The organism is Micromonospora sp. CNZ322, assembly GCF_007827755.1.
Map to the genome: position 1 here is coordinate 17,361 of NZ_VITD01000025.1, position 25,036 is coordinate 42,396.

Annotated in this window: 28 protein-coding genes, 1 tRNA gene and 2 pseudogenes; 15 read left to right on the forward strand and 16 right to left on the reverse strand. The window is 69.3% G+C overall.

Features of this window, described 5'->3' with window-relative positions:
* Positions 1-89 precede the first annotated feature (89 nt).
* Positions 90-1,013 (reverse strand): SDR family NAD(P)-dependent oxidoreductase, encoded by a 924-nt coding sequence (locus FB453_RS33160; RefSeq protein WP_145796629.1) that lies wholly within the window; start codon positions 1,011-1,013, stop codon positions 90-92.
* Between the two features lie 37 nt (positions 1,014-1,050).
* Between FB453_RS33160 and FB453_RS33165 the strand changes: the two genes are divergently transcribed.
* The 3 genes from FB453_RS33165 (at position 1,051) to FB453_RS33175 (ending at position 3,593) form a co-directional block, all read left to right on the forward strand.
* Positions 1,051-1,512, forward strand: coding sequence for a MerR family transcriptional regulator (locus tag FB453_RS33165; RefSeq protein WP_486480584.1), 462 nt, complete (start codon positions 1,051-1,053; stop codon positions 1,510-1,512).
* 265 nt (positions 1,513-1,777) lie between these two features.
* Positions 1,778-3,025: a GAF domain-containing protein gene (locus tag FB453_RS33170; RefSeq protein ID WP_486480585.1), complete on the forward strand. Its 1,248-nt coding sequence runs from the start codon at positions 1,778-1,780 to the stop codon at positions 3,023-3,025.
* Positions 3,026-3,206: 181 nt separating this feature from the next.
* Positions 3,207-3,593 (forward strand): hypothetical protein, encoded by a 387-nt coding sequence (locus tag FB453_RS33175; RefSeq protein WP_145796633.1) that lies wholly within the window; start codon positions 3,207-3,209, stop codon positions 3,591-3,593.
* A gap of 128 nt (positions 3,594-3,721) precedes the next feature.
* On the opposite strand, the gene FB453_RS33180 is transcribed toward FB453_RS33175, so the two are convergent.
* The 3 genes from FB453_RS33180 to FB453_RS33190 all read right to left on the reverse strand — a co-directional run bounded on the left by FB453_RS33180 (position 3,722) and on the right by FB453_RS33190 (position 6,768).
* The gene (locus FB453_RS33180) at positions 3,722-4,354 is read right to left on the reverse strand and encodes an SMI1/KNR4 family protein (protein ID WP_145796636.1); all 633 of its coding nucleotides are present in this window, start codon (positions 4,352-4,354) and stop codon (positions 3,722-3,724) included.
* A gap of 68 nt (positions 4,355-4,422) precedes the next feature.
* On the reverse strand, positions 4,423-5,565 hold the full coding sequence (locus FB453_RS33185; RefSeq protein ID WP_145796638.1) for a glycosyl hydrolase 53 family protein: 1,143 nt from the start codon (positions 5,563-5,565) through the stop codon (positions 4,423-4,425).
* A 9-nt stretch (positions 5,566-5,574) separates the two neighbouring features.
* On the reverse strand, positions 5,575-6,768 hold the full coding sequence (locus FB453_RS33190) for a cellulose binding domain-containing protein (protein WP_145796640.1): 1,194 nt from the start codon (positions 6,766-6,768) through the stop codon (positions 5,575-5,577).
* A 195-nt stretch (positions 6,769-6,963) separates the two neighbouring features.
* On the opposite strand from FB453_RS33190, the gene FB453_RS33195 reads away from it, so the two are divergent.
* Positions 6,964-8,724 (forward strand): DUF1996 domain-containing protein, encoded by a 1,761-nt coding sequence (locus FB453_RS33195; RefSeq protein ID WP_145796642.1) that lies wholly within the window; start codon positions 6,964-6,966, stop codon positions 8,722-8,724.
* A gap of 201 nt (positions 8,725-8,925) precedes the next feature.
* Positions 8,926-9,753: an SAM-dependent methyltransferase gene (locus FB453_RS33200; RefSeq protein WP_145796645.1), complete on the forward strand. Its 828-nt coding sequence runs from the start codon at positions 8,926-8,928 to the stop codon at positions 9,751-9,753.
* 88 nt (positions 9,754-9,841) lie between these two features.
* On the opposite strand, the gene FB453_RS33205 is transcribed toward FB453_RS33200, so the two are convergent.
* Positions 9,842-10,249 carry a nitroreductase family deazaflavin-dependent oxidoreductase gene (locus FB453_RS33205; protein ID WP_145796647.1) on the reverse strand — a complete coding sequence of 136 codons (408 nt, stop codon included), beginning with the start codon at positions 10,247-10,249 and terminating at the stop codon, positions 9,842-9,844.
* Positions 10,250-10,811: 562 nt separating this feature from the next.
* Here FB453_RS33205 and FB453_RS33210 point away from each other — a divergent pair.
* Complete coding sequence (locus FB453_RS33210) at positions 10,812-11,240, forward strand: DUF4279 domain-containing protein (protein WP_145796650.1); 429 nt, start codon at positions 10,812-10,814, stop codon at positions 11,238-11,240.
* A gap of 85 nt (positions 11,241-11,325) precedes the next feature.
* Here FB453_RS33210 and FB453_RS35270 read toward each other — a convergent pair whose 3' ends face one another.
* The 4 genes from FB453_RS35270 to FB453_RS33235 form a co-directional block, all read right to left on the reverse strand.
* Positions 11,326-11,613 (reverse strand): hypothetical protein, encoded by a 288-nt coding sequence (locus tag FB453_RS35270; RefSeq protein ID WP_145796726.1) that lies wholly within the window; start codon positions 11,611-11,613, stop codon positions 11,326-11,328.
* 387 nt (positions 11,614-12,000) lie between these two features.
* Entirely contained in the window at positions 12,001-13,212 is a 1,212-nt protein-coding gene (locus FB453_RS33225) for a helix-turn-helix domain-containing protein (RefSeq protein WP_145796652.1), read from the reverse strand.
* 391 nt (positions 13,213-13,603) lie between these two features.
* Entirely contained in the window at positions 13,604-14,320 is a 717-nt protein-coding gene (locus tag FB453_RS33230) for an HAD-IA family hydrolase (RefSeq protein WP_145796654.1), read from the reverse strand.
* A gap of 149 nt (positions 14,321-14,469) precedes the next feature.
* A complete protein-coding gene (locus FB453_RS33235) occupies positions 14,470-15,009 on the reverse strand; it encodes a DinB family protein (protein WP_486480586.1) in 540 nt (179 codons plus the stop codon).
* A gap of 427 nt (positions 15,010-15,436) precedes the next feature.
* Here FB453_RS33235 and FB453_RS33240 point away from each other — a divergent pair, with 427 nt between their 5' ends.
* Genes FB453_RS33240 through FB453_RS34560 form a run of 5 tightly spaced genes read left to right on the forward strand, consistent with a single transcriptional unit; the run spans position 15,437 to position 17,817 of the window.
* Complete coding sequence (locus tag FB453_RS33240; protein ID WP_112677061.1) at positions 15,437-15,829, forward strand: YbaB/EbfC family nucleoid-associated protein; 393 nt, start codon at positions 15,437-15,439, stop codon at positions 15,827-15,829.
* A complete protein-coding gene (locus tag FB453_RS33245; RefSeq protein ID WP_145796660.1) occupies positions 15,829-16,143 on the forward strand; it encodes a hypothetical protein in 315 nt (104 codons plus the stop codon). Before FB453_RS33240 ends, FB453_RS33245 begins: the two co-directional genes overlap by 1 nt.
* Before the next feature lie 19 nt (positions 16,144-16,162).
* Complete coding sequence (locus tag FB453_RS33250; protein WP_030333699.1) at positions 16,163-16,888, forward strand: WXG100 family type VII secretion target; 726 nt, start codon at positions 16,163-16,165, stop codon at positions 16,886-16,888.
* 10 nt (positions 16,889-16,898) lie between these two features.
* A complete protein-coding gene (locus FB453_RS33255; RefSeq protein ID WP_145796662.1) occupies positions 16,899-17,537 on the forward strand; it encodes an EndoU domain-containing protein in 639 nt (212 codons plus the stop codon).
* A gap of 22 nt (positions 17,538-17,559) precedes the next feature.
* Positions 17,560-17,817, forward strand: a complete 258-nt coding sequence (locus FB453_RS34560) for a hypothetical protein (protein ID WP_186718709.1) — start codon at positions 17,560-17,562, stop codon at positions 17,815-17,817.
* 48 nt (positions 17,818-17,865) lie between these two features.
* Here FB453_RS34560 and FB453_RS33260 read toward each other — a convergent pair.
* Positions 17,866-18,033: pseudogene (locus FB453_RS33260) on the reverse strand (IS3-like element IS1141 family transposase); the annotation flags it as partial.
* Positions 18,034-18,212: 179 nt separating this feature from the next.
* Between FB453_RS33260 and FB453_RS35275 the strand changes: the two are divergent.
* Positions 18,213-18,365: pseudogene (locus FB453_RS35275) on the forward strand (site-specific integrase); the annotation flags it as partial.
* A gap of 88 nt (positions 18,366-18,453) precedes the next feature.
* On the opposite strand, the gene FB453_RS33270 reads toward FB453_RS35275, so the two are convergent.
* Together FB453_RS33270 and FB453_RS35280 are read right to left on the reverse strand one after the other, a co-directional pair.
* A tRNA-Val gene (locus FB453_RS33270) sits at positions 18,454-18,525 on the reverse strand.
* Positions 18,526-18,575: 50 nt separating this feature from the next.
* The gene (locus FB453_RS35280; RefSeq protein WP_486480589.1) at positions 18,576-19,247 is read right to left on the reverse strand and encodes a TIGR02611 family protein; all 672 of its coding nucleotides are present in this window, start codon (positions 19,245-19,247) and stop codon (positions 18,576-18,578) included.
* A 294-nt stretch (positions 19,248-19,541) separates the two neighbouring features.
* Here FB453_RS35280 and FB453_RS33290 point away from each other — a divergent pair, with 294 nt between their 5' ends.
* Positions 19,542-19,973, forward strand: a complete 432-nt coding sequence (locus tag FB453_RS33290; protein WP_007457244.1) for an SsgA family sporulation/cell division regulator — start codon at positions 19,542-19,544, stop codon at positions 19,971-19,973.
* Positions 19,974-20,087: 114 nt separating this feature from the next.
* Here FB453_RS33290 and FB453_RS33295 read toward each other — a convergent pair whose 3' ends face one another.
* Complete coding sequence (locus tag FB453_RS33295; protein ID WP_145796664.1) at positions 20,088-20,864, reverse strand: glucose 1-dehydrogenase; 777 nt, start codon at positions 20,862-20,864, stop codon at positions 20,088-20,090.
* Between the two features lie 202 nt (positions 20,865-21,066).
* Here FB453_RS33295 and FB453_RS33300 point away from each other — a divergent pair, with 202 nt between their 5' ends.
* Both FB453_RS33300 and FB453_RS33305 read left to right on the forward strand, forming a co-directional pair.
* Positions 21,067-22,059 (forward strand): helix-turn-helix domain-containing protein, encoded by a 993-nt coding sequence (locus tag FB453_RS33300; protein ID WP_145796666.1) that lies wholly within the window; start codon positions 21,067-21,069, stop codon positions 22,057-22,059.
* Positions 22,060-22,066: 7 nt separating this feature from the next.
* Positions 22,067-22,522 carry an RrF2 family transcriptional regulator gene (locus FB453_RS33305; protein WP_030333674.1) on the forward strand — a complete coding sequence of 152 codons (456 nt, stop codon included), beginning with the start codon at positions 22,067-22,069 and terminating at the stop codon, positions 22,520-22,522.
* Between the two features lie 12 nt (positions 22,523-22,534).
* On the opposite strand, the gene FB453_RS33310 is transcribed toward FB453_RS33305, so the two are convergent.
* Genes FB453_RS33310 through FB453_RS33320 form a run of 3 tightly spaced genes read right to left on the reverse strand, consistent with a single transcriptional unit; the run spans position 22,535 to position 25,034 of the window.
* Positions 22,535-23,146 carry a malonic semialdehyde reductase gene (locus FB453_RS33310; protein ID WP_145796669.1) on the reverse strand — a complete coding sequence of 204 codons (612 nt, stop codon included), beginning with the start codon at positions 23,144-23,146 and terminating at the stop codon, positions 22,535-22,537.
* Positions 23,143-23,703 (reverse strand): flavin reductase family protein, encoded by a 561-nt coding sequence (locus FB453_RS33315; RefSeq protein ID WP_145796671.1) that lies wholly within the window; start codon positions 23,701-23,703, stop codon positions 23,143-23,145. Before FB453_RS33315 ends, FB453_RS33310 begins: the two co-directional genes overlap by 4 nt.
* Positions 23,700-25,034 carry an LLM class flavin-dependent oxidoreductase gene (locus FB453_RS33320; protein WP_145796673.1) on the reverse strand — a complete coding sequence of 445 codons (1,335 nt, stop codon included), beginning with the start codon at positions 25,032-25,034 and terminating at the stop codon, positions 23,700-23,702. Before FB453_RS33320 ends, FB453_RS33315 begins: the two co-directional genes overlap by 4 nt.
* Positions 25,035-25,036: the final 2 nt, after the last annotated feature.

Consider the following 25,036-nt stretch of genomic DNA (forward strand, 5'->3'; position numbering starts at 1 on the left):
CACGGTGCTGCGGGGCCGCGTCTGGCTCAGGCGGGGGCGAACTGCTGACTGCGGCGCTTCAGGGTTGAGGTTGGTGGCCGCGACACCGCTCAGGCTCGCCCGATGAGATCGAGGCCGGTCAGCTCCGCCGACAGCGCCCAGAGGCGGGCTGCCTCGCTGCTGTCCAGCGGGCTGTCGTCGGTGATGTGGCAGTCCACGCAGTAGTCGCCGCCGTTCGCGTCGAGGTGGGGTGACGTGGCGGCCCAGACCTGGGTCGCTGAGCCTTGCTCGACGGTCTTGAACAGGCCCGGCGCGGGAGTGCCGTCGGCGTCGATCCAGCCGGCGGCGACCATCTCCTCGACTGCGAGGTGCCGTTGCAGGGGAGTGAGGATCCAGCCGGGGTTGACGGAGAAGGCGCGGACGCGGTGCGGCCTGCCGAGCAGGTCGAGGTGGCGGGCGAACAGGATGTTCGCGAGCTTCGACTGGGTGTATGCCTCCCACTTGTCGTACCCGCGCTCGAACTGCACGTCGTCCCATCGGATACGCCACGCCGGGTTGCGACCGGAGGCCACCGAGACGACACGAGCCGTGTCGGGGGCGGTGAGCGCGGGCCACAGCAGGTTCGTCAGCGCGTAGTGGCCGAGGTGGTTGGTCGCGAAGTGCCCTTCCCAGCCGGGTCCAACTCGGGTTTCCGGGCAGGCCATGATGCCGGCGCTCGCGATCAGGATGTCGAGGGCGGGATGGCTGCGGAGGAACCGTACGGCGAAGGCACGGACGGAGGGAGGGTCGGCGAGATCGAGCTGGTCGACCTCGATCCCGGGTACTTCGGCGAGTGCCTGCTGGGCTGCGTCCGGCCGGAAAGCTGGGACGACCACCCGAGCCCCAGCTCGGGTGAGCGCGCGGGTCGTGGCGAGACCGAGGCCGGAGTAGCCGCCCGTGACGAGGGCGGTCTTTCCGGTGAGGTCGATCCCGGCGAGGACGTCTCCGGCCGTACTGTGGGCACCGAACCTGGTGTGGGTCGTGTCGCTGGTCATGCTGCGGACGCTAGGTGCTAGACCGAGGTCTAGGTCAATGACTACCGTCGACGCCATGGCGGACGGCGGCCTGAGCATCGGGCAGGTGGCGCAGCGCACCGGGTTGAGCGTGCACACCCTACGGCTCTACGAGCGTGAGGGCTTGTTAGCCAGCGAGGTGCGGCGCGACGGGTCCGGCAGGCGGGTCTACAGCGCCTGGAACGTCGAGTGGCTGGCGAACTGCGTGAAGTTCCGTGCCTCCGGAATGCCCCTCACCAGGATCAGCCGCCTGGCCCAGCTCGTTCGCGAGGGCAGCGGCAACGAGGCCGAGCGGCTCAAGTTGCTCCGCGAACACCAGCGCTACATCACCGATCAGGTCACGCAGCTGCACGACTGCCTCGAACTCATCAACGCCAAAGTGGCCAGCTACGAAAAGCACCTCGCCGCCGGCGCCTCCGGTGATCCCTGGCAACAGCAACCGCAGCCCGCCCCGACAGAGCACACCCATCAGCTGGGCTGACGAACACCGCCGGCCGGACTGGGATCGCTGGCGCTCACAACCGTTCGGGCGTCGGGTTGCGGTGCCTGGTTGGTGGGTAGGACCTGAATGTCGGGCGCATGGGTACGCTGCACCGGCGGTGGCCTCAACCAACTCCCGCCGCACCGCGACCACCCGCACCGACGGGTGGCATCGTCGGTCGTTGCCCGTATCCGCAGACGAGAGGCGAACCCACACCATGACCGCAGTACCAGGCCAACGGTCTACTGCTGCTGCGGGTTCGGCGGTGGCCGAGCAAGCAGCGGAGGAGGACCTGCGGGCGTTGTTCGGGCAGTCCATCGCCGTCTTCGCGTCTCTGGCGGGGCCATCGCACCTGGTGGAGACGGCGAACCCGGCGTTCTTCGCCACCATCGGCGAAGGGCGTGCCAGGGTCGGGGTGGCGATCGCCGAGCTGATGCCCGAACTGGCCGGTCAGGGATTCATCGCGCTCCTGGACCAGGTCTTCCGCACGGGTGAGCCCCACACCGGCCGTGACGTCCGGGTCGTGCTGGGCAGCGGCCCGCAGGCGCGGGAGGCATTCTTCGACTTCACCTACGAGCCGCGTCGGGACGCCGACGGCAACGTGACCGGGATCCGTGTGCTCGGCGTGGAGACCACGCAGGTCAAGCATGCCCAACGGCTGATGGCCGAACACCGTGCCCTGCTGGAGCAGATCGCCCGTCAGGCACCCCTGACCGAGGTGCTCGACGGGATGGCCCGCTGTATCGAGAACCTCGCACCGCAGGAGGTGCTCGTCTCCGTCCTGCTCGCCGATCCCGACGCCCGGCACCTGCGCCACGGCGCCGCGCCGAGCCTGCCCGACTTCTACAACCAGGCCATCGACGGCATTGCGACCGGCGAAGGTGTCGGCTCGTGCGGCACCGCCGCCCACCGGCGGGAACCAGTCATCGTCACCGACATCGCCACCGATCCGTTCTGGGACGACTTCCGGGACCTGGCCGACCAGGCTGGATTGGCGGCCTGCTGGTCCACGCCGATCCTGGCTCGCGACGGCGGCCTGTTGGGCACCTTCGCGATGTATCACCGCACCCCGCGCGTCCCGCAGGACACCGACCTCGCCCTCACCCGCCTCTTCGCCGGCACCGCGGCCCTGGCCATCGAACGCCACCACATCGAGGAGGCGAAACTCGCCGCCGAGGCACGCGCCAAATCGGCCAATGACGAGCTGGCCAAGGTGCTGGGCGTGGAGCGGGAACTGCGCGCCGAGGCTGAGCAGCGCGCCGCCGCCGCCGCGGAACTCGCCACCCAGATGCGTGCCGCCGCGGCCGCGCAGGCCGCCACGCCGCATCCCGAGTACTGCCAGCTCGGCGGCGCCGCCGGATGCACCGCGCCAGCCGAGGTCAAGATCGCCGATTCGTGGGGCGACGCGGCGTGGGGCTGCCCTGACCACGTCGAGGAGGCCATCCTCAACGTGCGGTCGGTGTTCATCGCCAGCGAGGAACTCGGCGGCCTGACCGCCTACCTCAACCGCTGATGGCTCCCGCGTGGCAGTCGGCCTCGTACCGGTGGTGAAGGAATCTCAAGAGATCTTCCACCTGTCGATTCTCACCCACAGCCATCGAGGCCAGTAGATCACACCAAGTGCTTGACCCTTCAAATTTCCACCGGTAGCCTTTTGGCACCCATCCATGGGTGTCTATTTAAGTAGGTGAACTGTGCTGTTGAAATCCCTCGCCCTCGCCGCGTCCGTCGCCGGCGTGCTGGCCACCGCGCCCGCCGCCTCGGCGGCAAGCTCCCAAGCATCAGACGAAGCCTGGCTACCCGGGAACTGTCCGCAGGGCACGTTCTGCATCTGGCCCAACTGGGATCACCCGGCGGAGGGTCCGACCGCGACTCCGTCGCTGGTGACCACTACCGAGTGGTCCGGCAACGTCCCGGCCTTCAACTTCTACAACCGCACCTCCCGCAACGCCGAGATCACCTGGTCCTACAACTACCTCGGGACGCAGCTTTCCGGCGCGATTTGCGCTCGCCCCGGGGGCGGGGACCTGTATGTGCCCATGTTCGTGACGAAGGTGAGTTGGCAGCCGCGCACCTGCTGATCCTCGCCCGCCGCCCGATCGTGGCGACGATCGCCGTCCACAACGCCCCGTTGGACCTCTGAGACGCTTCTCGCCGACCTCGACGTCCGGCCGAGTGTCCTTGACCAACAGCCCTCCCAGAACGTGGTTCAGCTTCCGCGATTCGGGTCGGCGAGAGCGTTCCAGTCCTCGGCGCTCGTCGGAAACGGCCCCCAGTGCGGCAGATAGAAGGGCCGCCGCGGTGGGTCGGCCACCGTGAAGGGTTTGAACGCGGGATCTGCGATCACCCGGTAGACGAACTCGGCCGTCGACATGTCGAGTTGGTGCCACGGTTCGATGCCGTCCCACCGCGCGACCACAGGCCACCGATCGGGCTCCACTGCGCGGTCCGCCAGCCAGTAGTACTCCCCTTCGGTCTGATCGCTGCCCCACTGGATCAGCCCCGGCCCCCTGTCGGGCTCGTACAGGTCGTAGGGGGCCCACAGCTGCGCGGACTCTTGCCCGGCTGCCCACTGGCGACAAGATGCCCGGGTTTGAAGCAACGGCTGCGCGTGGTCGTCGGTCGGCCGGAGAAGGTCCAGGTACGCGTAGAACGCCCCCGGCACGAACCGCCGGCACAGCTCTTTGAAGTCCGACGGCAGCACGACCCCCAGCTCCCCCTCCACCTGCTCCCAGCCGGCATCACCCTCAGGATCGTGGCACCATCCGGTCACCTCGATGATTCGGTCGATCCACGTCTGCTGATCATTCACGGCCGGCAAGGTAACAGCACGGGCGGACACCCCCTCGTCTGGACGTCAGCCGCTTGCTGAGCGTTGTCGCGGTCAGCTGCTGTAGCACGCAGAAGGCGTCAGGGCGCCCACCGCACGCCCGGGTTCACCCGCCCGGACCAGTCGAAGACGGCCATGTTGTCCCACTGGTTTCCGGTGCCGTTGATGTTGGCCGGGTCCCAGCCGTTGCCGCGGACGGCGTACCAGGTCGGTTCCCAGTAGAAGACGCCGATGGCGCCGGCGTTACGGGCGGTGTTCTGCACCCAGTCGAACTCCTGGGCCTGCCCGGCCCAGGTCGCGCTGATGCCGTCACAGGTCGCGTCGCCGATGGCGTTCGGCTCGCTGTCGGCGTTGTTCCGGGTGAAGGGGTACGCGGTCTCCACGATCACCACCGGTTTGCCGTAGCGCCCGCGCAGGTCAACGATGTTGTTGTAGAGGTTCGCCAGGCTGCCGTGCCACATGCAGTAGTACGACTGGGCGGTGATGTCCCACTGCACACCCTGGGCGCGGATGCCGTCGTAGAACCATCGGGCGTTGGCGTTGCTGTCGGCGTTGGCGGTATGGATCATCACCGGGATGCCGCTGCCGCACGCCTTGGTCGCGTTGTAGCCCTGCTTCAGCAGACCGGCCAGCGGGGCGAAGTCGTTGTTGACGACCTTGCCCTCGTTCCACAGCATCCCGACGTTGATCTCGTTGCCGATCTGCACACTGTCCGGTGGGGTGCCCTGCCCCCGAAGGCTGGAGCAGACGTCGTAGGTGAAGGTGTAAACGTCGGTACGCAGTTGGCTCAGGCTGTGGTCGGCCCAGGCGGCCGGCTTGTACTGCTTGCCAGGGTCGGCCCAGGTGTCGGAGTAGTGGAAGTCGATGAGCACCTTGAGGCCCTTCGCCCTGGCCGCCCTCGCCTGACCCAACACCGCGCTCTTGTTGTTGTAGCCGCTGATCGGGTTGTTCCAGACGCGTAGTCGGACGTAGTTGACGCCGACGGACTTCAAGATGTCCAGCGGGTCGCGGGCGACCCCGCCGGCGTCGTAGTACCTGGCACCGAGATCCAGGCTGCGCTGCAACGAGGAGACGTCGGCTCCCCGCATGGTGAGCGTGTTCGCGGCGGAGACGGGCTCGGGCGCGCCGGCGAGCGTGGTGGCGACGGCGAGGAGGCCAGCCGCGGCAGCCCCAATCAGGGCCCTGGCGCGGCGTTGGTGGGGTGTGGCCGAATGTGTGTTCACGAGGCTCCTTCAGCCCGCCGTGCAGGGGGCACCGTTCAGCGAGAAGCCGCTCGGCGGTGCGTCGCTGACGCCCCACCGCCCCTGGACACCGAAGGTCGCGGAGCCGCTCGGCGCGAGGACGCGGTTCCAGTCGACGTTACGAGCGGTCACTGTGGTCCCGGTCTGGCCGATCGTGGCGTTCCACCCCGAGGTGACCTGCTGGTCTCCCGGGAAGCTGAAGGTGACGGCCCAGCCGTCGATCGGTGCCGCCCCGGCGTTGTGGACCGTCGCAGTGGCCACGAAACCGCCCTGCCACTCGGACTGGTTCCAGGAGGTCACCCGGCAGGTCGAGGGCGGCGGGGGCGTCGGCGTGGAGGTCCTCGTCGGCAGAGTGACAGTGTTTGACGCGATCGACACGTTGCCCACCGCATCCCGGGCACGCACGTAGTACTGGTTCCGCAGCGGCGTCGACGCAGGTAGGTCCGCCGTGTACGTCGTACCCGGCACGGTGGCGACCAGGACCGAGGTGAACCAGCCGTCGAACTGGTAGACGTTGTACCCGAGCACGCCGACGTCGTCCGTCGACGGCGACCAGGACAACGTGCCGGTCGAGGCGGTCACCTCGCCGACGGTCAGATTCTGCGGCGCGCTCGGCGGGGTGGTGTCCGGGCCGGTGTCCGTCACCGGTGTGACCACTGTCAGCGCGTTCGACCAGTTCGAGCGTTGCCCGAGGCTGTCCCGGGCGATCAATCGGAACGTGTACTGCTGGCCCGACCCAAGGTGGCCGGTGATCGTGGTGCTGGTGACGGCCCCGACGCTGGCACTGAAGACGATGTCGCCGAACTCCTGGTAGTACGTGATGTCGTACCCGGTGATGGCGCAGCAGCCGGACGTGGCGGCCGTCCAGGTGAGGGTTACCGACGCGCTCCGGACCTCGCTGGCGGTCAGGTTGGTGGGCGCGCTCGGCGGGACGGGCGAGGTGCTCGGCGTACTGGACGGCGTAGTCGGCGTTGGCGGGGCGGTCCCGGCCGCCGCTGCGACGGACACCGCGGCCCCAGCGGGCGCCGGGGCGACCCCCGGGTACGCGGCGGGCGCAGCGGTGCCGGCGTCGGCCGCCGGTGCGGCGCTCAGAGCGGTGCCGAGCACCGCCGTCGACAGCACGACGGCGGTCAGCAGACCCGGCCGCAGGCGGCGGAACAGCGAGGACGAGCGAACGCCTGTCATACGTCGACGATGCAGCAAGAGATCGATGATCGCCAAGGTGTCTCACGCCTCGGCCGGCAATCGGCGCGGCTCATGCCTGACTTCTTACCGAACCATGACGTGCCCGTTGACCGTTGACCGCTGACCATGCGCCGGCCCGTACCGAGGGGAGACAGCACATCACCGGAGCCGTTTTCCGGCTTTGAGGAGATTTCGATGACCCGCAGAAAGAACGGGACCGCACTGGTCCAGACCCGGCCGGCCCGGCTCGCCATGGCCGCACTGGTGCTGGCGGCCACCGGCGCGCTCACCGCCACCTTCGTCTCCGGTGGTGGTAAGGGCACCGCGGATGCCGCCACGAGCCTGGACCAGTTCGTGTCGATCGAGAATGTGCCGCCGAACGTGCGGAACCCGAGGCCGACCGCCGGTGCGTCGACCGGCCGGTTCACCGTCGACTGCGGCACGAACGGCAACGGCAAGTTCAGCCCGGACAATCCGGTGGCCCAGCCCGGCATCCGCAACGGCGCCGAACACGTCCACGACTTCGTCGGCAACCTGGCCATCACCGCGAACTCCTCCGACGCCGACCTGGACGCCTCCGGCACCACCTGCCGCAACGGTGACAAGTCGTCCTACTTCTGGCCGGTGTTGCGGATCGACAAAACTGTCCGCAGCGGCAAGCAGGTCCAGCAGGCCCTCGCCCAGACCCAGCCGATGGTCGTCTGCCCGTCGGTCGACAAACGGCTGCGGGCCGTCCCCACCGGGGCCCGCGGCACCGTCGACCGCCTGTTGGCGGAGCTGGATCGCCAGCAGGCCGCAGCGAACCAGCGGATGACCGCCAGCCGGGGCCGCATCGACGCCGCCTTCAACCGGGAGGTCATCGACTTGCTGCGAGCCCGACGTGCCGCGATGATCAAGCAGATCAGCACCACGATCACTACCGCCGGCGGTAACCAGCCTGGCCTGGTCTCGCTTGTCGACTGTGACGTCAGCTACGACGACATGCACGCCCGGATGCCGGGCAGCGCCCACCGGGCGAGCGTCAAGGCCGCCCAGGCCGCGAATCCGCGCATCCAGTGCCCCGCCGTGCGGGACCGGTTGCCCGGCGTACCCGCTCGGGCGCTCGCCGAGGTGAACCGCAACCTCGACGACCTCGACCGGCAGATCTCCGAGGCGAACGAACGCCTGGTCACCAGCCGTGGCCAGGGCGGCCCGGTCTTCGTCGACAACGCCATCCTCGGACCGCTGCGCGCCAAGCGGGTCGCCGCGCTCGACCGGATCGCCACCGCGATCGGGCGGCAGTCCTCCCGCCCGCAGGGTCTCGAAGCGCTCGCCGGCTGCACGCTGGACCAGGCCCCGAGCACCCCGGCGGCACCGAGCAGCGCGCCCACCACCGCCGCCGCGCTACCCGACCCGCAGGGGCCCAACCTTGAGCTGCCCGGCAACACCGGCGGCATCGTCCGCCCGGCGCAGGTGCTGATCGAGTACCGCGGCAACCCCGTCAGCACTGTGGTGCCGATGCCGAAGTTCCTCCGGGCCCTCACCGGCGACGCCAAGCCCACCAGCCGTGGTCCGGCCAACGCCCGCGCCACCTGGACTTGCTCGGGCTTCACCGACCGGCTCTCCGACAAGTACCCGATCTGCCCCGCCGGCAGCCAGGTGCAGCGCGTCCACGACTTCCCCGGCTGCTGGGACGGCAGAAACATCGACAGCGACAACCACCGCAACCACGTCGCGTTCGCCGACAGGGCCACCGGCGCCTGCCCACAGGGCTTCCGGGCGATCCCGCAACTGCGGATCACCGTGGCTTACGACATCGCCCGCGACGTGCAGGTCAAAGGCCAGTACGCCCTCGACTCCTTCCCCGAGGAGAACCACAACCCCTTCTCCGACCACAACGACTTCGTCAACGTCAACTCCGCCCAGACGATGCAACGCATCGCCACCTGCATCAACAAGGGCAAGAACTGCTCCTGACGCCGGGGCCGCGTCGCTCGGGCGGGGCGGGTCGCGGCCGGCTGCCGGCGCGACCCGGTGTGTCGCCAATATCGAGGGGACGATTCACTGGGAGCGATACCAGTGGGGCAAAATTCAACCCTCCCGATCGTTACACTCGCCGGAACGCCGGCACCGCCGCAGACCTCGACCTGCGCCAATCCCCATCGAATGGAGACGCCTGTGACCCGCGACAAGGCGGCACCCCCCGGTATCGACCCCAACATTCCCAGCGTGGCCCGGGTCTATGACTTCTTCCTGGGCGGCAAGGACAACTTCGAGGCCGACCGGAAGGTCGCCGAGCACGCCCTGCGGATCACACCGGACGGGCCCGCAGCTGGCCAGGCCAACCGGGCCTTTCTGCGTCGAGTGATTCGCTTCCTCGTCAGCGAGGCCGGCATCGACCAGTTCCTCGACATCGGATCGGGGCTGCCCACCCAGGGCAACGTGCACGAGGTCGCCACCGAGCAGAACCCGAAAGCTCAGGTGGTCTATGTGGACAATGACCCAATAGTGCTGTCGCACGGGCGGGCCCTGCTCGCCGCGGAGGGCACCGCGACGGTGATCCAGGCGGACATCCGCGAGCCGCAGGAGATCCTCAACCACCCGGACGTACGCCGGTTCCTCGACTTCGAACGGCCGATCGGGTTGCTGCTCTTCGCGATCCTGCACCACCTCGGCGACGACGAGGACCCGAAGGCGGTGGCGGCCGCGTTGATCGACGCACTGCCCTCCGGCAGCTACGTGGCGATTTCGCACTTCCGCGACCCGGGCGAGCGAGACCCGGAGGGCTCCCGCAAGGCCCGCGAGGTCGAGCGGATCTTCAACGAATCGTTGGGCACCGGCCGCTGGCGTACGGACGAGGAGATCCTCTCGTTCGCCGACGGGCTGACGGTGCTGGAGCCGGGGCTGGTGCCGCTGGCCGAGTGGCGTCCAGAGCCGGACGCACCGGCTGGGGTGCAGACCGACACCTATCACACCTTCGTCGGGCTCCTCGCCCGCAAACCGTAGGCGCCGTCTTCGGGTGAGATCCGTCGGCGGGCGCGCCCCGCCGACGGATCCACGTGTCAGATCTGAACCGGGGTCGTACCGTCTCTGCCTACGGCGCGGGTTCCAGTACGACGACTGGGATCTGGCGGGTGGTCTTCCGCTCGTAGTCGGCGAAGCCTGGATACGCGGCCTTCAACGGGCTCCAGATCCGTTCCCGCTCGTCCCCGACGGCAACTCTCGCGACCAACTCGACCTTGTCCGTACCGATCTCCGCTTGGACCTTCGGGTTAGCGAGCAGGTTGTAGTACCAGTCGGGGTTGGTGGGCGCCCCGCCCTTGGACGCGAACACGGCATAGCCGCCGTCCACCTTCTGGTACATCATCGGGTTCACGCGACGCTGGCCGCTCTTGGCGCCGACCGTGTGCAACAGCAGCAGCGGAGCGCCAGCGAACTGACCGCCGACCTGCCCACCGTTGTCGCGAAACTCAGCGATGATCTTGTCGTTAAAGTCGCTCATGCTTCTCCCCGCGTCCGCGCACCGGTTCCGTCGACACGATTCTGACAGTCCCAGGCGCCCACTGCTCGATTGCGCCGACTGCAGTCGCCACGTGCGCCGACGTAGCGTCCCGGCCGTGGGCGAACGCCGCTTCGAGCGCTATGACCGATGTTCCCGGATCAAGCGCAAGAAGATGCGCACCCCGAGCACCGCGAGCACGACCACGGCTGGAATGGCCATAAGAGTCCACGGCCTACCGAGCAGGTTGGCGGTCCCAAGCAGGGCGACCGCGAGACCCTCCCATAGCAACTCGCGTCCACTGAGAAGCTCTCTGCGAGGCGAACGCTGGCCCTGCCGTCTTTCTGCCCGCAAGCGCCGAACTGCTTGCAGCGTGAACACCACGCCAAGTGCGAGGCAGGCCGGGCCCGCCAGAAAGTCCAACGCGTTCGGCACGATTCCTCCTAGAGGCTTTCTCGGCTCCCAGGGGGAAGCGCCGAGCGGCGGACCATCTTGCCATCACGGCCAATGGGCATCGCGAGGGTGAAGCTGGTTTGTTGCGCTGGTGCGCTGCCATGATCGAGCCATGCGGATACATCAGTATGTGTACTTCTTGTTGCGATCGGATCATCTCCCTGCACGCGAGATGGCGGCGCGGTTAGGCATGGAGCCAGACGAGAGCAGCGTCAAGGGGAGCAAGAGGGAGAGCCCTCCGGTGCCGGCTGTCCACTCGTGGAGGGTTGTGTGTCGTGACAGCGGCTTGACGGTCGATGAGCAGGTTGACCGCATCATCGACCGCCTTGAGCCTATCGCTGATCAGATCGCGGCCCTCGTGAGAGTGATCGACGAGTCGGAGGGGGAGGGCCTCACCTCGACACTCCAGGTGGTGCGTTACTTCAATGACGACGATGGCGACCAGCATCAACGACTCGGCTGGCACCTCGATCGCCGAGCCCTGGAGTTCCTTCACCACACCGGGGCCGAGCTGGACGTGGACGAATACGGAGATGACTGAAGCGTTCCTAGCGCGCTCCCGTGTGAACTCTCGGCAAGCCGGTCCGCCGAGGCTTGATGCGAGGTCAGGCCGTCTGTCGACGGGTTTACCGGTTCGGTTCGACCGACACGGTTGCTGTACTTGGCTGCTGCACTGCCGGCTTCGACAGCTCGGTTTCCCTGGTCCATCCGAGGAACCGCCGGTGCAGCACCCCTGCCGATGTCCAAGGCATGTCCGCGGTTGCCTGGACGAGGTACGACCCGAGATAGAGAGCCAGCGACACCGGAGCATCCGCATACTCCGCCCGCAGCTCGCGCTCCCTGGTCTGGCAGGGCCAGGGCAGGCCGCAGCCACCGCAGCTCCAGATGGGCATGACCGGGCCGTGGACGCTCACCGCACACCCGCCAGGAAGCGAGCGGTGATCGCCCGTGCCTGCCCGCTGCTCATTGCTCACCTTCCTGCGGCCAGTGGCCACGACTGATCGGATTCCGGTGCCGGGCGCGGCACGGCAGGTCGGCTCCGCAGCGGCAGACATGCCGCCAGAGTCGCCACGACCACACAGGGCGATGCCTGCGGGCAAGAGTCAGCGCTGTGGCCGAGAGGTATTCGTCATACGAGACGCGGCGCCCGGACCCTCCCTCGTTCGAGCACGAGGACGGCTTCCTGCCCTCGAAGCTGAGGGACGCGGCGACCAGGCGATACCCGCACCGCCCTCCGCATCCCGTGAGCAAGAAGCTACGGTGGGTCGCGGAGCGGAATGGGTAAGGTTCCTACCCCTGGATCAAGAGAGCAGCCCGACCTTGATCGCAAGGTCACGGGCGTCGTCACGAGTGGAACGCGGACCGTCGAGCAGGTCCAAGGTGATCTGGCGGGCGTACCCGTTGAAGCGGATCGTCTCCGGGGCCGACTCGTACGCCTGCCGGAGGGTCATCACGGCCGCTTCCTTGTCGTCCTTGCCGTAGTGCGCCCGCGCGACCTCTATGAGATGGCGTGCCCGGCGCGGCCTGGAAGGGATCGCCGCGGAATCATGACGGCGCGCCTGTCGCACCGCCTCACCGGACTTCTGCAACTCCACCGCAACGGTCACCGCATGAGCGCCCATGATGACCTGCGAGAACGACGTCTGCGGCTGATAGAAGCCCTGCGGCAGGCGCTGGGCCACCCGATCCGCGCGGTCCCAGTACCGCCAGGCCCGGCCTTCCTCGCCAGCACGGGCGGCGGTGTAGGCAGCCTCGAAGTTCAACGCGCCCCAGAGCGCCAACAGGTTCGTGTTCCCGTCGGCCGTACGCGGCTCCAGCGCCGACAGGAGGTCCAGTGTCACTGCCATCGCGGTGTCCCAGTCACCGGCATCCCGATGCACCTGGCACAGGAACCATCCCGCGCACGCCACCGCCTCCGGGTCGCCGGACTCCTGCGCCACCACCATCGCTCGGTCCGCGACCCGCCACAACAACTCGGCAGCGGGTTGGTAGGCGAGGAACATCTGCGTCAGCCCGAGCGTCTCCGCCAACAGGGCCTGAGCCTGCCGACGCTCATCACCCTCGTACGCCAACGCGGCGCGCTGCACATCGCGCAGCAGCCCCGGCAACAGTCCGCCCAGCACCGTACGGTGGTCCGACGACTGATGGCGTGCCCGCCATGCCATCGCAAGCCGGCCCCTCAGGCCCGTCAACGACTCCGGGGAAGCTTCGTCGGAGACTGCGAAGCGGTTCACCGCGTGCCGGACCGACGCCAGCGCCGGATGCTCCGGCCCGTTGACCACGGCAGACCGGGCGCTCAACTCCCCGACCAGGGCAGCCACCTCGACCTTGAGAGCACGCGCGATGCGATCCAGCATGTGAATGCGCGGCGGCAGGATGCGATCGGTCTCCACTGCCTTGACCCACTCGGCGCTACGACCCACCAACCCCCCGAGCACCGCACGAGTCTTCCCGGACCGCTCCCGGTAAACCTTCAACCGCTGCCCGAAAGTCAACTCCGGCAAGTAATCCATCCCGGACCTCCTCAAAGCACGGGACGCACCGTCGGCGCCCCGGCCGCCGTGCCACCCAACGCTACCGGCCTGTCCGCCGCCTTAGAACCCTTCACACGCCGCTCGGCGCCTTCCACGCCGACACCCAAGTCCCCGGGCCCGTCGCATGCAAGTCGGGGCGCGCCGTCCGGGCGGGGCCCGTCCGCGACCTCGGACGGCTGTCGGCGTCCGGCCGCCAACAGCTTCCCTAACTCCGCACGTTGCTGTCACCGCTGCTGTCAGCGACCTCCGCGCAAACGATCAGATCCGGCGACGAAGCTCCTTCCCGGGAACATCGTCATCCGGGAGCGAGACGCGGCCACGGCTGGGAGCCGATGAGTTGAAACGGAACTGTGGTGCGCCCTCCCGTGCCCTACCGCAGCCTGGTCGCCGCGCTGCTCATGTCTCGTTCAGGGCTCACATCACTGGTCGCTGCTCGAAGAATGGCGGGCAGGTCGCCAAGGGTCGCGAAAGCCGTCCCTCCCCAGCCCGGGTCGGTGTCGTTGTGCTCCGTGGTCCGGAAGACGGTCATACCGACCGCTGCCGCACCGGCCAGCTCGCCGTCAGCGCCGTCACCGACGAAGAAGCAGTCTGCCGGCGCGACGCCCAACCGCTCAGCGGCAATGCCGTAGATCGCCGGGTCGGGCTTGGCCAACCCGACTTCGCAGGAGAAGACCGTGACGTCGAAACAGCGGGCGAGCGGGCTGTGTGGCCATGCCTCGGCGGTCTCCGAGGTGGCGTTGCTGATGAGGGCCAGCGGATGCCCGTCGTCGCGTAACGCGTCAAGCACGTCCAGGGTGGCGGTCGAGACATTGCCCAGCACCCGGCGCGCGAGGGCCCGCCGATGTCCACCGGCCTGCGTCACCTGTTCGTCGGTTGGCGTGCCGCCAAGGCGTCCGGCGAGGATGCGGACGGTTTCCTCCACGTCCCACCGGACCAGCCGGTCACGCCAGGTGGCGTGGTACGCAGCGACCAGCGCGGCCGGAGCAACCCCGACCACCAGCGCCATCTCGCCAACGACCCGGTCACGCTCGTCATCGGCACCGTGGACCAGGGTATGGAAAAGGTCGAAGATCACTGGCCGATACATCTCCGCATCCTACTGATGCTGCAGCATGGTCGAGGCCCTCAAAGAGGACGTCCACGAGCCGGGCCGCCCCGGTTCTGCTTCACCGCCGTTCCTCACGGTGAGGTTGCATCCTGACGGCGGTCCTTGTGCTGACCCACCGCCCCGGTGGGTCACAGGCCGGTTCGCCCGTCAATGCATTCGCGCAGGAGGTCCGCGTGACCAGCGTGCCGCGCGTACTCCTCGATCACGTGGACAAGCACGTCGCGCATGGCGTGGCTGCCACCGTCGACCGGCACCTCGCGGCCCAGGTCGGCCTCCTCGAGGGCGTCAAGCCATTCGTCCGCCTTGGCGATCTCGGCCTTCCAGGTTGCAAAGGCGTCCTTCACCACCGCTGGGTCGGGGACCCCGCCCCCGAAGTCCCAACCCGGGTCATCCTCGTGCTCGTCTAGGCGCGGTGCGTCGGTCCGCCCCTGCAGCACCCGCTGGAACCAGTGGTTCTCCATCTGAGCCAGATGGCGGACCAGGCCGAGCAAGCTCAGCGTGCTGGGCGGTACCGAGCGTCGGCCGAGTTGCTCGGCGTCCAGTCCGCCGCACTTCATCTCTATGGTCAGACGGTAGTTGCCGAGGTACTCCCGGTAGGTCGCCTTCTCACCGACGGGCTGACCGAAGGTCCTGCGGTCCTCTTCGGGGGCCGTCCACAGTTTGCTCACGGCGCCACCCAAGCGCGGGCGGGTCGCACCAGTCAAATGAGTTGTGGTGCACCAACTTCGACGGCCGCCAGGAGGACAGACACAATGACCGCGGCTACTCCACGCGAACAGAAAGGCCACCTCCCGAATTCGGGAAGTGGCCTCTGACCTGTGCAAACTGAGAGTGGGCGGTGCTGGTATCGAACCAGCGGCCTCTTCGGTGTGAGCTCTCGGCAAGCCGGTTGGATCGGGCTTGATGCGAGGTCGCTCGGCCTGCTGGCGCGCTGCTCGGCTCGGTTCGGCTGGCCGGGTTGCTGTACTGACTGCTGCACTGCTGGCGTCAGACGAGGCGTTGGATGCGGACCTTCGCTCGGCAATCTTGGTGTGGCGGGCCGCGGCTACACTGACGCCCCTGAATCCCCTGCTCGGCAACCGAAACGGAGGCGCGATGGGTAATCCATTGTTGGACGCCGAGGATGCGCGGGAACGCCTGGAGGCATGGCAGGCCAATGCCTCGCGCCGGGCCGCCGACACGCAGGCCGCCAGTGCCGGCTTGCGCGCGCTGCGGGTCACGGCCAGCGACGCCCACGGGATCGTCGAGGTCACCGTCGACTCCACAGGGGCGATGGCCGACGTCCGGCTCTCCGCGCGTGTGCAGCGCGTGAGTCTGGAGCAGACGCAGCAGGCGATCATGGGCGCCTATCGCAACGCGCGGGTCAAGCTCGCCGAGGCCGCCGCCGAAGTCGTGCGGGAGACGGTCGGCGCCGACTCGGCGACCGGCCGGGCCCTGCTGGCCGGATTCCGGACCGCCGACACCGAGGACGAAGAGGGGCGTTACTGATGCACGGGGGGTTCGAGGTCGACGTCGAGGCCCTGCGCGCGCACGCCACGGCCATGTTGGCCATTCACGACCGCTTCGCCGCCGTCAAGGCAGCGAGCGCCACCATCTTCCAGGCCGACGAGGCGTACGGGCAGCTCTGCCAGTTCTTACCGCCCATCCTGGAGGGACGCCACCGGGACCAGGACAAGGGCGTGGGGATGCTCGCCGAGAACATCGCGCTGCTCGCCGCGGGAATCAAGAAAAACGCCGACGCCTACGAGCGGGCCGAGGAGTCGAACACCGACGGCTTCAACTCCTTCCACTCCGCGACCTGAGCCGGCCCGGCGCCCTCTCATGAGCAACCCACTGGTCGCCACGACCTCCGACATCGCTTCGACAAGCGCCGCGCACCGCGACGGCTGGACCGGCCTGCCGCTCGCCGACGACTACATGGGCATCAAGGCCGCCATCGACTCCGGCAGCTGGATCGACGGCTCAGTGGCGGGCCTGGGCGCCGCTCTCGACGGGGCGTCCATCGTCATCGACCCGTTCAGCACGCTCCTGTCGATGGGCATCGAGTGGGCCATCGAGCAGGTCGAGCCACTGAAGCAGGCCCTCGACTGGCTGGCCGGCGACCCCGAGACCATCGAGACGCACGCCTTGACCTGGGACAACATGGCCAGTGAGTTGTTCTCCATCGCCGAGGACCTCAAGGCGCGGCTGGTCGGCGACCTCGACGGATGGCAGGGCACGGCCGCCGACGCCTACCGCGACATCCTGACCATCAACATCGACGTCGCCGGGATCTTCGCGGGCACGGCCGCCGGCATGGGTGCCGCGACCCGTGGCGCGGGGGTCCTGGTGCAGACGGTGCGGGAGGTGGTGCGCGCCTTCATCGCCGACTGCATCGCCAAGGTCGTGGTGTGGCTGGCCGAGGTGGTCTTCTCTGTCGGCTTCGCCACACCGCTGGTCGCCTCCCAGCTCGCGGTCGCCGTCGTCCGCTGGACCGGCCGCATCTTCGGCTGGCTGATGGGCCTGATCAGCAGCCTCTCCGCCCTTCGCGCACTCCTCGACGTCTAGGCGGCCCACGATGCGACAACTCATGGCGGCTCTGCGGACCACCGCCGTCCTGGTGGTCCTGTTCGCTGTGGCGGGCCTCCACAAGCACCCCTCGGGCCCCACCCCACCGCACGGCGGTGGCGACGATGGCCCCAAGAGTTCCAAGTTCAACCCCGCAATGATGCCCAAGCGCGTGGGACCAGCCCAGCAGCACGGCATCAAGCGCGCCGGGGAGGGCCGCCCGAAGGACGCCGACACATCCGAGCCCGAGGTACCCAAGAGGACGAACCCCTGGGACGACCCCGAGTTCGCCGACGCCATGTACGACATGCACCGCTTCGGTGAGATGGGCGACGGGGCGATGGACAAAATCTGGGACGGCGACGGGAAGGGTAATGGCGACCACAAGCCCTCGTCCACCGAGCCCGGCAAGACGCTCTTCCCGCCCGGCACCACCAAGGAGCAGGTCGTGGGCTGGTTCAAGAGCATCGCCACCAACCCCGACAGCCGCCCTCAGCCACGTCCCGGCGGCGACGGCTGGATCGTCACCGGCACCCGCGACGGCATCACCTGCGTCGTTACCCTGGACAAGGACGGCAGCATCTCCGGCGGCCACCCCCTCAGCGGCGAGGGCGTCACCACCAACCCGCGCGCCAAGCGGCCGACCTAGCCACCGAACCCACGGGAGACCCATGGAAGTCAACGAATACTACTGGTACAGCGGCCAGATCACCGACCAGCTCGCACCCAAGATCAGCCCGAAGTACCGGCCGATCGTCCTGAACGCCGCCGGCGCCGGGGCCTGGGACCTGGCGATCACGACGCTCGTCGGCGCCCTGTGGGAGGAGGGCGTTGTGATCACCACGGCGGAGAAGGACGCGCTGCGGGAGCTCATGGAGTACCTCCAGGAACCACTGACGCGCCTGGAGCAGATCCGGACCTCGGACTGACGGCCGAAGCGTAGATCGGGCCCCTCGAACCCTGCACCGTGTCGACCAGCAGGGGGTTCGGGCCTGTTCGATGTTGTCGAAGCGGTCGGGGAAGCCGGGCCGGTACTCCAGTGTCTTGAAGTGCGCTTCGCTGTACGGGTTGTCGTTGCTGGTGTGCGGCCGCGAGTGGCTCTTGGTCACGCCGAGGTCGGCGAGTAGGAACGCCACGGGTTTGGCTGCGGGACCACTGTCGACGCCGCCGAAAGCTAGGGCGACGCTGGCTTGGAATCGACGTGACGCCTCATCGACGCCTGCTGGCACCTCGGCAGGCCCATGACCACCGACACCGCCAGCGGCGCCACGACGGCCGACCACCGTCAAGGCAGCCTTGACGGCCAACCGAACGCCTACGCCGGACTGCGCCCGCTGACCTCGACGTCCACCCCAGAGTCGCCATGCAGGTGCTGAGGCACGCCCGCTTCGCCGTGACGATGGAGATCTATACCCAGGTATCCAACAAGACGACCAGAGACGCCCTCAAACGCCTTGGCGATTCACTAGGCCAATGACGCCGTTGCTGTACTTAGCTGCTGCACGACAGCAGAAAGGCCACCTCCCGAAATCGGGAAGCGGCCTCTGACCTGTGCGAACTGAGAGTGGGCGATGCTGGTATCGAACCAGCGACCTCTTCGGTGTGAACGAAGCGCTCTCCCACTGAGCTAATCGCCCTCAGCGCCACTGACTCTACCCGATCGTGGATCCGGACCGGAAATCCGGGGTCAGTGCGTCGCGAGGTAGTGCATCGCCTCGGCCACCACGTCGATGCCGAGGCTGTACTTGAGGGACAGCCAGACCACCGTTGCCACGAAAACCACGCCGACGGAGCCGAGCACGATTCGCACCAGCAGCGACTGTCTCGTTACCCAGCGTGTCCATCCGTGGACGTGGCGGCGGGTGAAGCCGAGCAGCCGGCGCGCCCAGTGGTATTCGACGGCCCAGATGCCCAGGCCGGCGATCACCAGCAGCCAGCCGGGCCCGGGAAGCGGGATGAGGGCGATGCCGATGGTCACCACCAGCGCCCCGGCGATCGCGATGAAGATCTTGAGTGCGATCCGGCCGGTGGGGTTGGCGCGGATGAGGTCGAGGGTCAGCGAGATCCGCTCACGCCAGCGGGGCCGGCGCGGCCGCTCCTGCACGGCGATTCCGCCACCACGGCCGGCGTCGGCGTCGCCGCCGCCACCAACGCCGGTGCCGCCGCCACCAACACCGGCGCCGCCGCCACGACCAACGGCGGCGTCGCCACCACGACCGGCGCCACCACCACCTGGACGACCGGCGTCGGACGCCGGCCGACCGGCCCGTTCGGGCTGCTCCATCGGCACTCCGTACCCCCGCTTTTCGGCTGCTCGGACCGCGACTTTCGGCGGGCCGGGCACCGCCGCCGGATCCACTGAGGATTGCTTCGTCACCATTTCACCCCCCAGTGTCGCTCGGGCCCGTCACTGCAACGGCCGACTGGACGTTACCGGAGTAAGTCGACGACTGAGCCACCCGATACCGGGCGGGATCACGCACTGGGCAGAACCGGAAATCCTACATGAATGCTCACATTCACGCGGCCTTTCCGTCCCCCTTCCCACCACTGGGTGAAGTCAGCGTATGGCGGAGCGTAGCCAGGAGTAGCACCTGAGTATGGGAAAAGCGGGACACGCGCGTTCCGCAGCGGTGCCGGGGGGAGAACGTCCATGAGTGTCATCCGACCGACGACCGTAGAGGTCGAGACGTCGCTAAGGCTCGTCGCACCTGACGCCACCGCCTTGCCGGTGCGTGCCAGTCTGCGTTACGACCCTGCTGACCCGTATGCGGTCCATGTCCTGTTCCATGCCGAATCGGCAGGGGGCGAGGCGGTGAGTTGGTCGTTCGCTCGCGAACTTCTTGTCACCGGCCTGGACGAGCCGGCCGGCATCGGGGATGTGCGGGTCTGGCCCTGGGCCACACCGCGCGGCGATTTCGTCGCGCTGGCCCTCTCGTCACCGGACGGCAACGCCCTCTTCGAGGTGCCGCGCAGCGTCCTGGTGCGTTTCCTTCGACGGACCTACGTCGTCGTCCCGCGCGGCCGTGAGGCCGAGCACCTGGACGTCGACACGGCGGTGAACCGGCTGCTCGCCGGTCGCTGACCGCCCGAACGGGCAACACCGGCCACACCGGGGCCGCGCGGATCTGCCGAGTCCGCGCGGCCCCGGCACACACCCAGGGAGTACGCGGACAGTGCGCCCCGGGTCGGCCGGTGCTCAGCCGTGCGTGGTGATGCCGCCGTCGACGGGAATGACAGCCCCGGTGAGGTACGCGCCGGCGCGCGACGAGAGGTAGATGGCCGTGCCGGCCATGTCCTCGGGGCGCCCGATGCGGCCCAGCGGCACCTGCTGCTCGATGGCGGCCCGGCTTGCCCGGTCGTCGAGCGCGAACGCCATCATCTTGCTCTCGAACGGGCCGGGCGCTATCGCGTTGACGGTGATCTGCTCACCGGCGAGCTGGTGGGCGAGGCTGCGGGTGAGCATGTGCACGGCCGCCTTGGTGGCCGAGTACGCGTACACCTCCATCATCGGCACCCGGATGCCGTCGATCGACCCGATGTTGATCACGCGGGCCGGGTCGTCGGCGCTGGCGGCGGCGCGCAGCGCCGGCAGCAGCGCGGTGGTGAGCCGGAAGACGGCCTTGACGTTGACCGCCCAGAGCTTGTCGAACGCGGCCTCCGGGTAGTCCTCCAGCGGTGCGCCCCAGGTCGCGCCGGCGTTGTTGACCAGCACGTCGAGGCGGCCGAAGCGCTCACGCACGGCGGCGGCAAGCGTCTCGGCGCCGGCGTCGTCGCTCAGGTCGGCGGGGATGGCCTCGCAGCGACCCTCGGCGGACAGGGTGGTGGCGACCGCCTCGCAGACGTCCGCCTTGCGCGACGAGATGATCACGTGTGCGCCGGCTCGGACGAAGCCCTGGGCGATCATCAGCCCGATCCCCCGCGAGCCGCCGGTGACCAGGACCGTCTTACCTTCGACCGAAAACAGCTGCGTCATGCCCATCCCATCGCGAGTCGGCGGGGGCCGTCGGCCGGTCGAGTGGCCGGCGGATGCCGGGCGGACCGCGGACCGACGGCGCTACCGCCGGGTAACGTAGCCCGGCCGCCGGGAGCGAGACAAGCCCGGAGCTTGCCGCGGATTCCGCTACGAACGTCGATCGGGATGCGGTGACCTGCGGTTCGGGCTACCGTCGCAGGCGATGGTCTCCACCGATTCCTCCCCCGCGCCATCGATCGGAACGGCGTCTCCCGTCACCGACGAGATAGCCACGTTCGCGCTGGCCGATCTTGCCGGTGCCCCGGGCTGGCGTCGGCCGGTGATCGTCGAGCGGGAGCTGTTGATTCTCACCACGCGTGGGCACGGCGACGCGGAACTCGACTTTCATCTGCTGCCGTGCCGGCCCGGCACACTGCTTCGGGTCCGCCCCGGCCAGGTGCTCCGCTGCGCCGGCCCCCAGTTCGACGCCACAGTGGTCGCCTGGGATCCCGAGGCGCTGCGCGACTTCGACGTCGACCTGACCACTACCGCGACCTGGCGGCAGTTGGCCGGTGAGGACGAGGACGCGGTGATCAGCGAGGTGAGCCAGTTGGCGGTGGACTGTCGACGGCACCCCGACGGCCCCACCGCCCGCGCGCTGCTCCGGCACCAACTGGCCGTGCTGCTGCTGCGGCTGGCCGTGGCCCACGACGACCGGTCGCCGTCCCGACCCGAGGACGAGACGTTCCACCGGTTCCGCCGCGAGGTCGAGCACGGCTACCCGCACACCCGGCGGGTGGAGGACTATGCGGCGGAGCTCGGCTGCTCGGTGCGGACCCTGACCCGGGCCTGCCTGGCCGTCACCGGTCGCAGCGCCAAACAGGTCATCGACGAGCGGGTGGCGTTGCAGGCCAGCCGGTTACTGGCCGCGACGGATCAGCCGATCGCCCAGATCGGCCGGCGGCTCGGCTTCTCCGAACCCACCAACTTCGGCCGCTTCTTCAGCCGCGAGGTCGGGGTCAGCCCCGGCGCGTTCCGAGCCGCCCGGGACCAACCGGTGGCCGGACGGGTGGTCCGACCCCGACCGCCGGCCGAGTCGACGGGCGTCAACGGCGGCTGGTTCCGCCCCGGCACCCCCGGCGAACCCGCCAACGGCGGGTACGCCACGAGGTCCGGGCCGCCCGCCGGAGGGCCGGACGGCACCGGGCGGGCATGATGGCAGGGTGCAGATCTCCGCGCGCGGCGACTACGCGGTACGGGCGGCGTTGAGCCTCGCCACCGCGTACCCCTCGCTGCTGTCCACCCAGGCCATCGCCGCGGAGCAGGACATGCCCCGTAAGTTCCTGGAGGCGGTCCTGGCGGATCTGCGCCGGGCCGGCATCGTCCGCGCGCAACGCGGCGCCGAGGGCGGCTACACCCTCGCGCGCCCACCACGCGAGGTGACCGTCGGCGCGGTGCTGCGCGCCGTCGAGGGCCCGCTGGCCGGGGTACGCGGGCTGCGCCCCGAGGAAACCCGGTACGAGGGTTCGGCGGAGAACCTGCCCGGCCTGTGGGTGGCGGTGCGCGCCGCCGTGCGGCGGGTCGTCGACGAGGTGAGCCTCGCCGAGATCGTCAGCGGTCGACTGCCCGCGCACGTCCGCAAGCTCACCGCGCTGCCCGACGCGTGGGAGCCGCGCTGACCTCGGGTCGGCTCACAGCGTCCACACCACCTCCTCGGTGCTGAGCCGGGGCAGCCGCCGCTCCCAGGCGTCCGGGCCGGGGTGGCCCAGGTTGAGCAGCAGCAGCGCCTCGTGCCGGCCGTCGGGAAAGAACTCGCGGGTCACCCCGGCCGCGTCGAACCCGGCCATCGGGCCGGCGGCCAGCCCGGCGGCTCGTACGCCCACCAACAGGTAGCCGATCTGGAGGGTCGCGCTGAACCGGGCCTGCTCGGCGCGGGACGGACTGTCGCTCAGCCAGTCGCGGGCCTGCGGCCGGTGCGGGTACAGCTCGGGCAGCCGCTCGTGGAAGTCCACGTCGGCGGCGAGCACCACCACCAGTGGCGCGCTGGCCGTCTTCGCCCGGTTGCTCGACGAGACGTACGGCAGCAGCCGGGCCCGGGACTCCGGCGAACGCAGCAGCAGCACCCGCAGCGGCTGGCCGTTGTACGCGGTCGGCCCGTACCGGATCAGGTCGTGGATCGCCGCGACCTGGGCGTCGGTGACCGGCTCGTCGGTGAACGTGTTGGCCGTGCGGGCCGCCCGGAACAGCAGGTCCTGGGCGGCCCGGTCCAACGCGAGCAGGTCGGCGGTGGTCGGTGCGGTCACGTCGGCACGGCGGTGGTGTAGCCGCCGCGGTGGTGGACCAGTGGCGGGCCGTCGCCACCGTCGCCGAGCGCCAGCGGCTCGGCGATCACCAGCGTGTGGTCGCCGGCCGGGACCCGGTGCACCACCCTGCAGAGCAGCCGGGCCAGCACCCCGTCGAGCAGCGGCACCCCGAACGGTCCCGACGTCCAGTCCGGGTACGCGGCGAACCGGTCGATGCCGCTGGTCGCGAAGACCGTGGCGGCCTCCCGCTGCCCGGCGCCGAGCAGGTGGACGGCGACGTGCTCGGCGCGGGCGAGCACCGGCCAACTCGACGACGCCACCCCGAGGCAGAACGAGACCAGGGGTGGGTCCAGCGACACCGACGTGAACGAGGTCGCGGTGAAGCCCGCCCGGATGGGCGCGCCGATCTCACCGAGGCAGGCGGGGTCGGTGCCGCGGGCGACAGCGGTGACCACGGTGACGGTGCTGGCCTGCCGCCGCAGCAGTGCGCGGAACAGGTCCGGGTTCACCGGTCGCAGCTCGGCAATCTCCGCCGAGGGTCGCTCCACGGTGGTCATGCCGGCACCAGGGCCGACGTGGCGTACGCGCTGGCCGGTCGGGGCAGGCCGTAGTGCTCGCGCAGGGTCCGACCGGTGTACTCGGTGCGGAACAGCCCACGGGAGCGCAGCACCGGCACCACGTGGTCGACGAAGTCGGCGAGCCCGCCGGGCAGGTGCGGCGGCATGATGTTGAACCCGTCGGCGGCGCCCTGGGTGAACCACAGCTCGATCTGGTCGGCGACCTGCTCCGGCGTACCGGCGACGACCCGGTGACCCCGGCCCCCGCCGAGGCGGCCGATCAGCTGCCGGATGGTGAGCTGTTCCCGGCGGGCCAGCTCGGTGACGAGCTGGTAGCGGCTCTGGTGGGCCTGCACGGTGCCGGCGGCCGGCAGCTCCGGCAGCGGCCCGTCCAGCGGCAGGCCGGTCAGGTCGATGCCGAGCATCCCGGAGAGCTGGGCCAGGGCGTAGTCGGGGACGATCAGCTCCTCCAGCTCCGCGGCGAGCGCCAGCGCCTCGGCCTCGGTGCCGCCGAGCACCGGCGCGATGCCGGGCAGGACCTTCACCAGGTCCGGGTCGCGGCCGGCGGCGGTAACCTGCCGGCGCAGCTCGGCGTAGAAGCTCTGCCCGTCGGCGAGGGTCTGCTGCGCGGTGAAGACCGCCTCGGCGTAGCGGGCGGCGAAGGCTATCCCGTCCGGCGACGAACCGGCCTGCACCAGCAGCGGTCGGCCCTGGGGCCCCCGGGGGATGTTCAGTGGGCCACGGACCTGGAACTCCGGCCCGCGATGCGCCACCTCGTGCACCCGGTCGGTGTCGGCGAACACCCCGGCCGTCGTGTCGAAGACCAGCGCGTCGTCCTCCCAGCTGTCCCAGAGCTTGATCGCCACGTCGACGAACTCGGCGGCCCGCCGGTAACGGTCGGCGTGTTCGGGGTGGCTGTCCCGGTTGAAGTTGACCGCCTCCCGTTCCTGGGCGGAGGTGACGATGTTCCAGCCGGCCCGGCCACCGCTGAGGTGGTCCAGCGAGGCGAACTTGCGGGCGACGTGGAACGGCTCGTTGTAGGTGGTGGAGACCGTCGCGATGAGACCGATGTGTTCGGTCACCGCGGCGAGCGACGCGAGCAGGGTTAGCGGCTCGAAGACGGCCTGGATGTTGTGGCGGGGGTTCGGCCCGACCGAGAGACCGTCGGCGAGGAAGAGCGAGTCGAGGGTGCCGCGTTCGGCGATCCGGGCCAGTTCCTGGAAGTGCCGTACGTCGGTGACCCGACGCGGGTCGGTGCGGGGGTGCCGCCAGGCGGCCTCGTGGTGGCCGACGCCCATCAGGAACGCGTTGAGGTGCAGGGTACGGGTCATTG

Excerpts from the sequence above, each read along its gene's own strand:
- FB453_RS34560 (WP_186718709.1), top strand. The coding sequence starts at position 17,560 with ATGGAAGTCAACGAATACTACTGGTACAGCGGCCAGATCACCGACCAG.
- FB453_RS33255 (WP_145796662.1), top strand. The coding sequence starts at position 16,899 with ATGCGACAACTCATGGCGGCTCTGCGGACCACCGCCGTCCTGGTGGTC.
- FB453_RS33210 (WP_145796650.1), top strand. The coding sequence starts at position 10,812 with ATGCGGATACATCAGTATGTGTACTTCTTGTTGCGATCGGATCATCTC.
- FB453_RS33190 (WP_145796640.1), bottom strand. The coding sequence starts at position 6,768 with ATGACAGGCGTTCGCTCGTCCTCGCTGTTCCGCCGCCTGCGGCCGGGT.
- FB453_RS33290 (WP_007457244.1), top strand. The coding sequence starts at position 19,542 with ATGAGTGTCATCCGACCGACGACCGTAGAGGTCGAGACGTCGCTAAGG.
- FB453_RS33160 (WP_145796629.1), bottom strand. The coding sequence starts at position 1,013 with ATGACCAGCGACACGACCCACACCAGGTTCGGTGCCCACAGTACGGCC.
- FB453_RS33300 (WP_145796666.1), top strand. The coding sequence starts at position 21,067 with ATGGTCTCCACCGATTCCTCCCCCGCGCCATCGATCGGAACGGCGTCT.
- FB453_RS33165 (WP_486480584.1), top strand. The coding sequence starts at position 1,051 with ATGACTACCGTCGACGCCATGGCGGACGGCGGCCTGAGCATCGGGCAG.
- FB453_RS33230 (WP_145796654.1), bottom strand. The coding sequence starts at position 14,320 with ATGTATCGGCCAGTGATCTTCGACCTTTTCCATACCCTGGTCCACGGT.
- FB453_RS33320 (WP_145796673.1), bottom strand. The coding sequence starts at position 25,034 with ATGACCCGTACCCTGCACCTCAACGCGTTCCTGATGGGCGTCGGCCAC.
- FB453_RS33195 (WP_145796642.1), top strand. The coding sequence starts at position 6,964 with ATGACCCGCAGAAAGAACGGGACCGCACTGGTCCAGACCCGGCCGGCC.
- FB453_RS33245 (WP_145796660.1), top strand. The coding sequence starts at position 15,829 with ATGCACGGGGGGTTCGAGGTCGACGTCGAGGCCCTGCGCGCGCACGCC.
- FB453_RS33225 (WP_145796652.1), bottom strand. The coding sequence starts at position 13,212 with ATGGATTACTTGCCGGAGTTGACTTTCGGGCAGCGGTTGAAGGTTTAC.
- FB453_RS33250 (WP_030333699.1), top strand. The coding sequence starts at position 16,163 with ATGAGCAACCCACTGGTCGCCACGACCTCCGACATCGCTTCGACAAGC.
- FB453_RS33295 (WP_145796664.1), bottom strand. The coding sequence starts at position 20,864 with ATGACGCAGCTGTTTTCGGTCGAAGGTAAGACGGTCCTGGTCACCGGC.
- FB453_RS33205 (WP_145796647.1), bottom strand. The coding sequence starts at position 10,249 with ATGAGCGACTTTAACGACAAGATCATCGCTGAGTTTCGCGACAACGGT.
- FB453_RS33315 (WP_145796671.1), bottom strand. The coding sequence starts at position 23,703 with ATGACCACCGTGGAGCGACCCTCGGCGGAGATTGCCGAGCTGCGACCG.
- FB453_RS33240 (WP_112677061.1), top strand. The coding sequence starts at position 15,437 with ATGGGTAATCCATTGTTGGACGCCGAGGATGCGCGGGAACGCCTGGAG.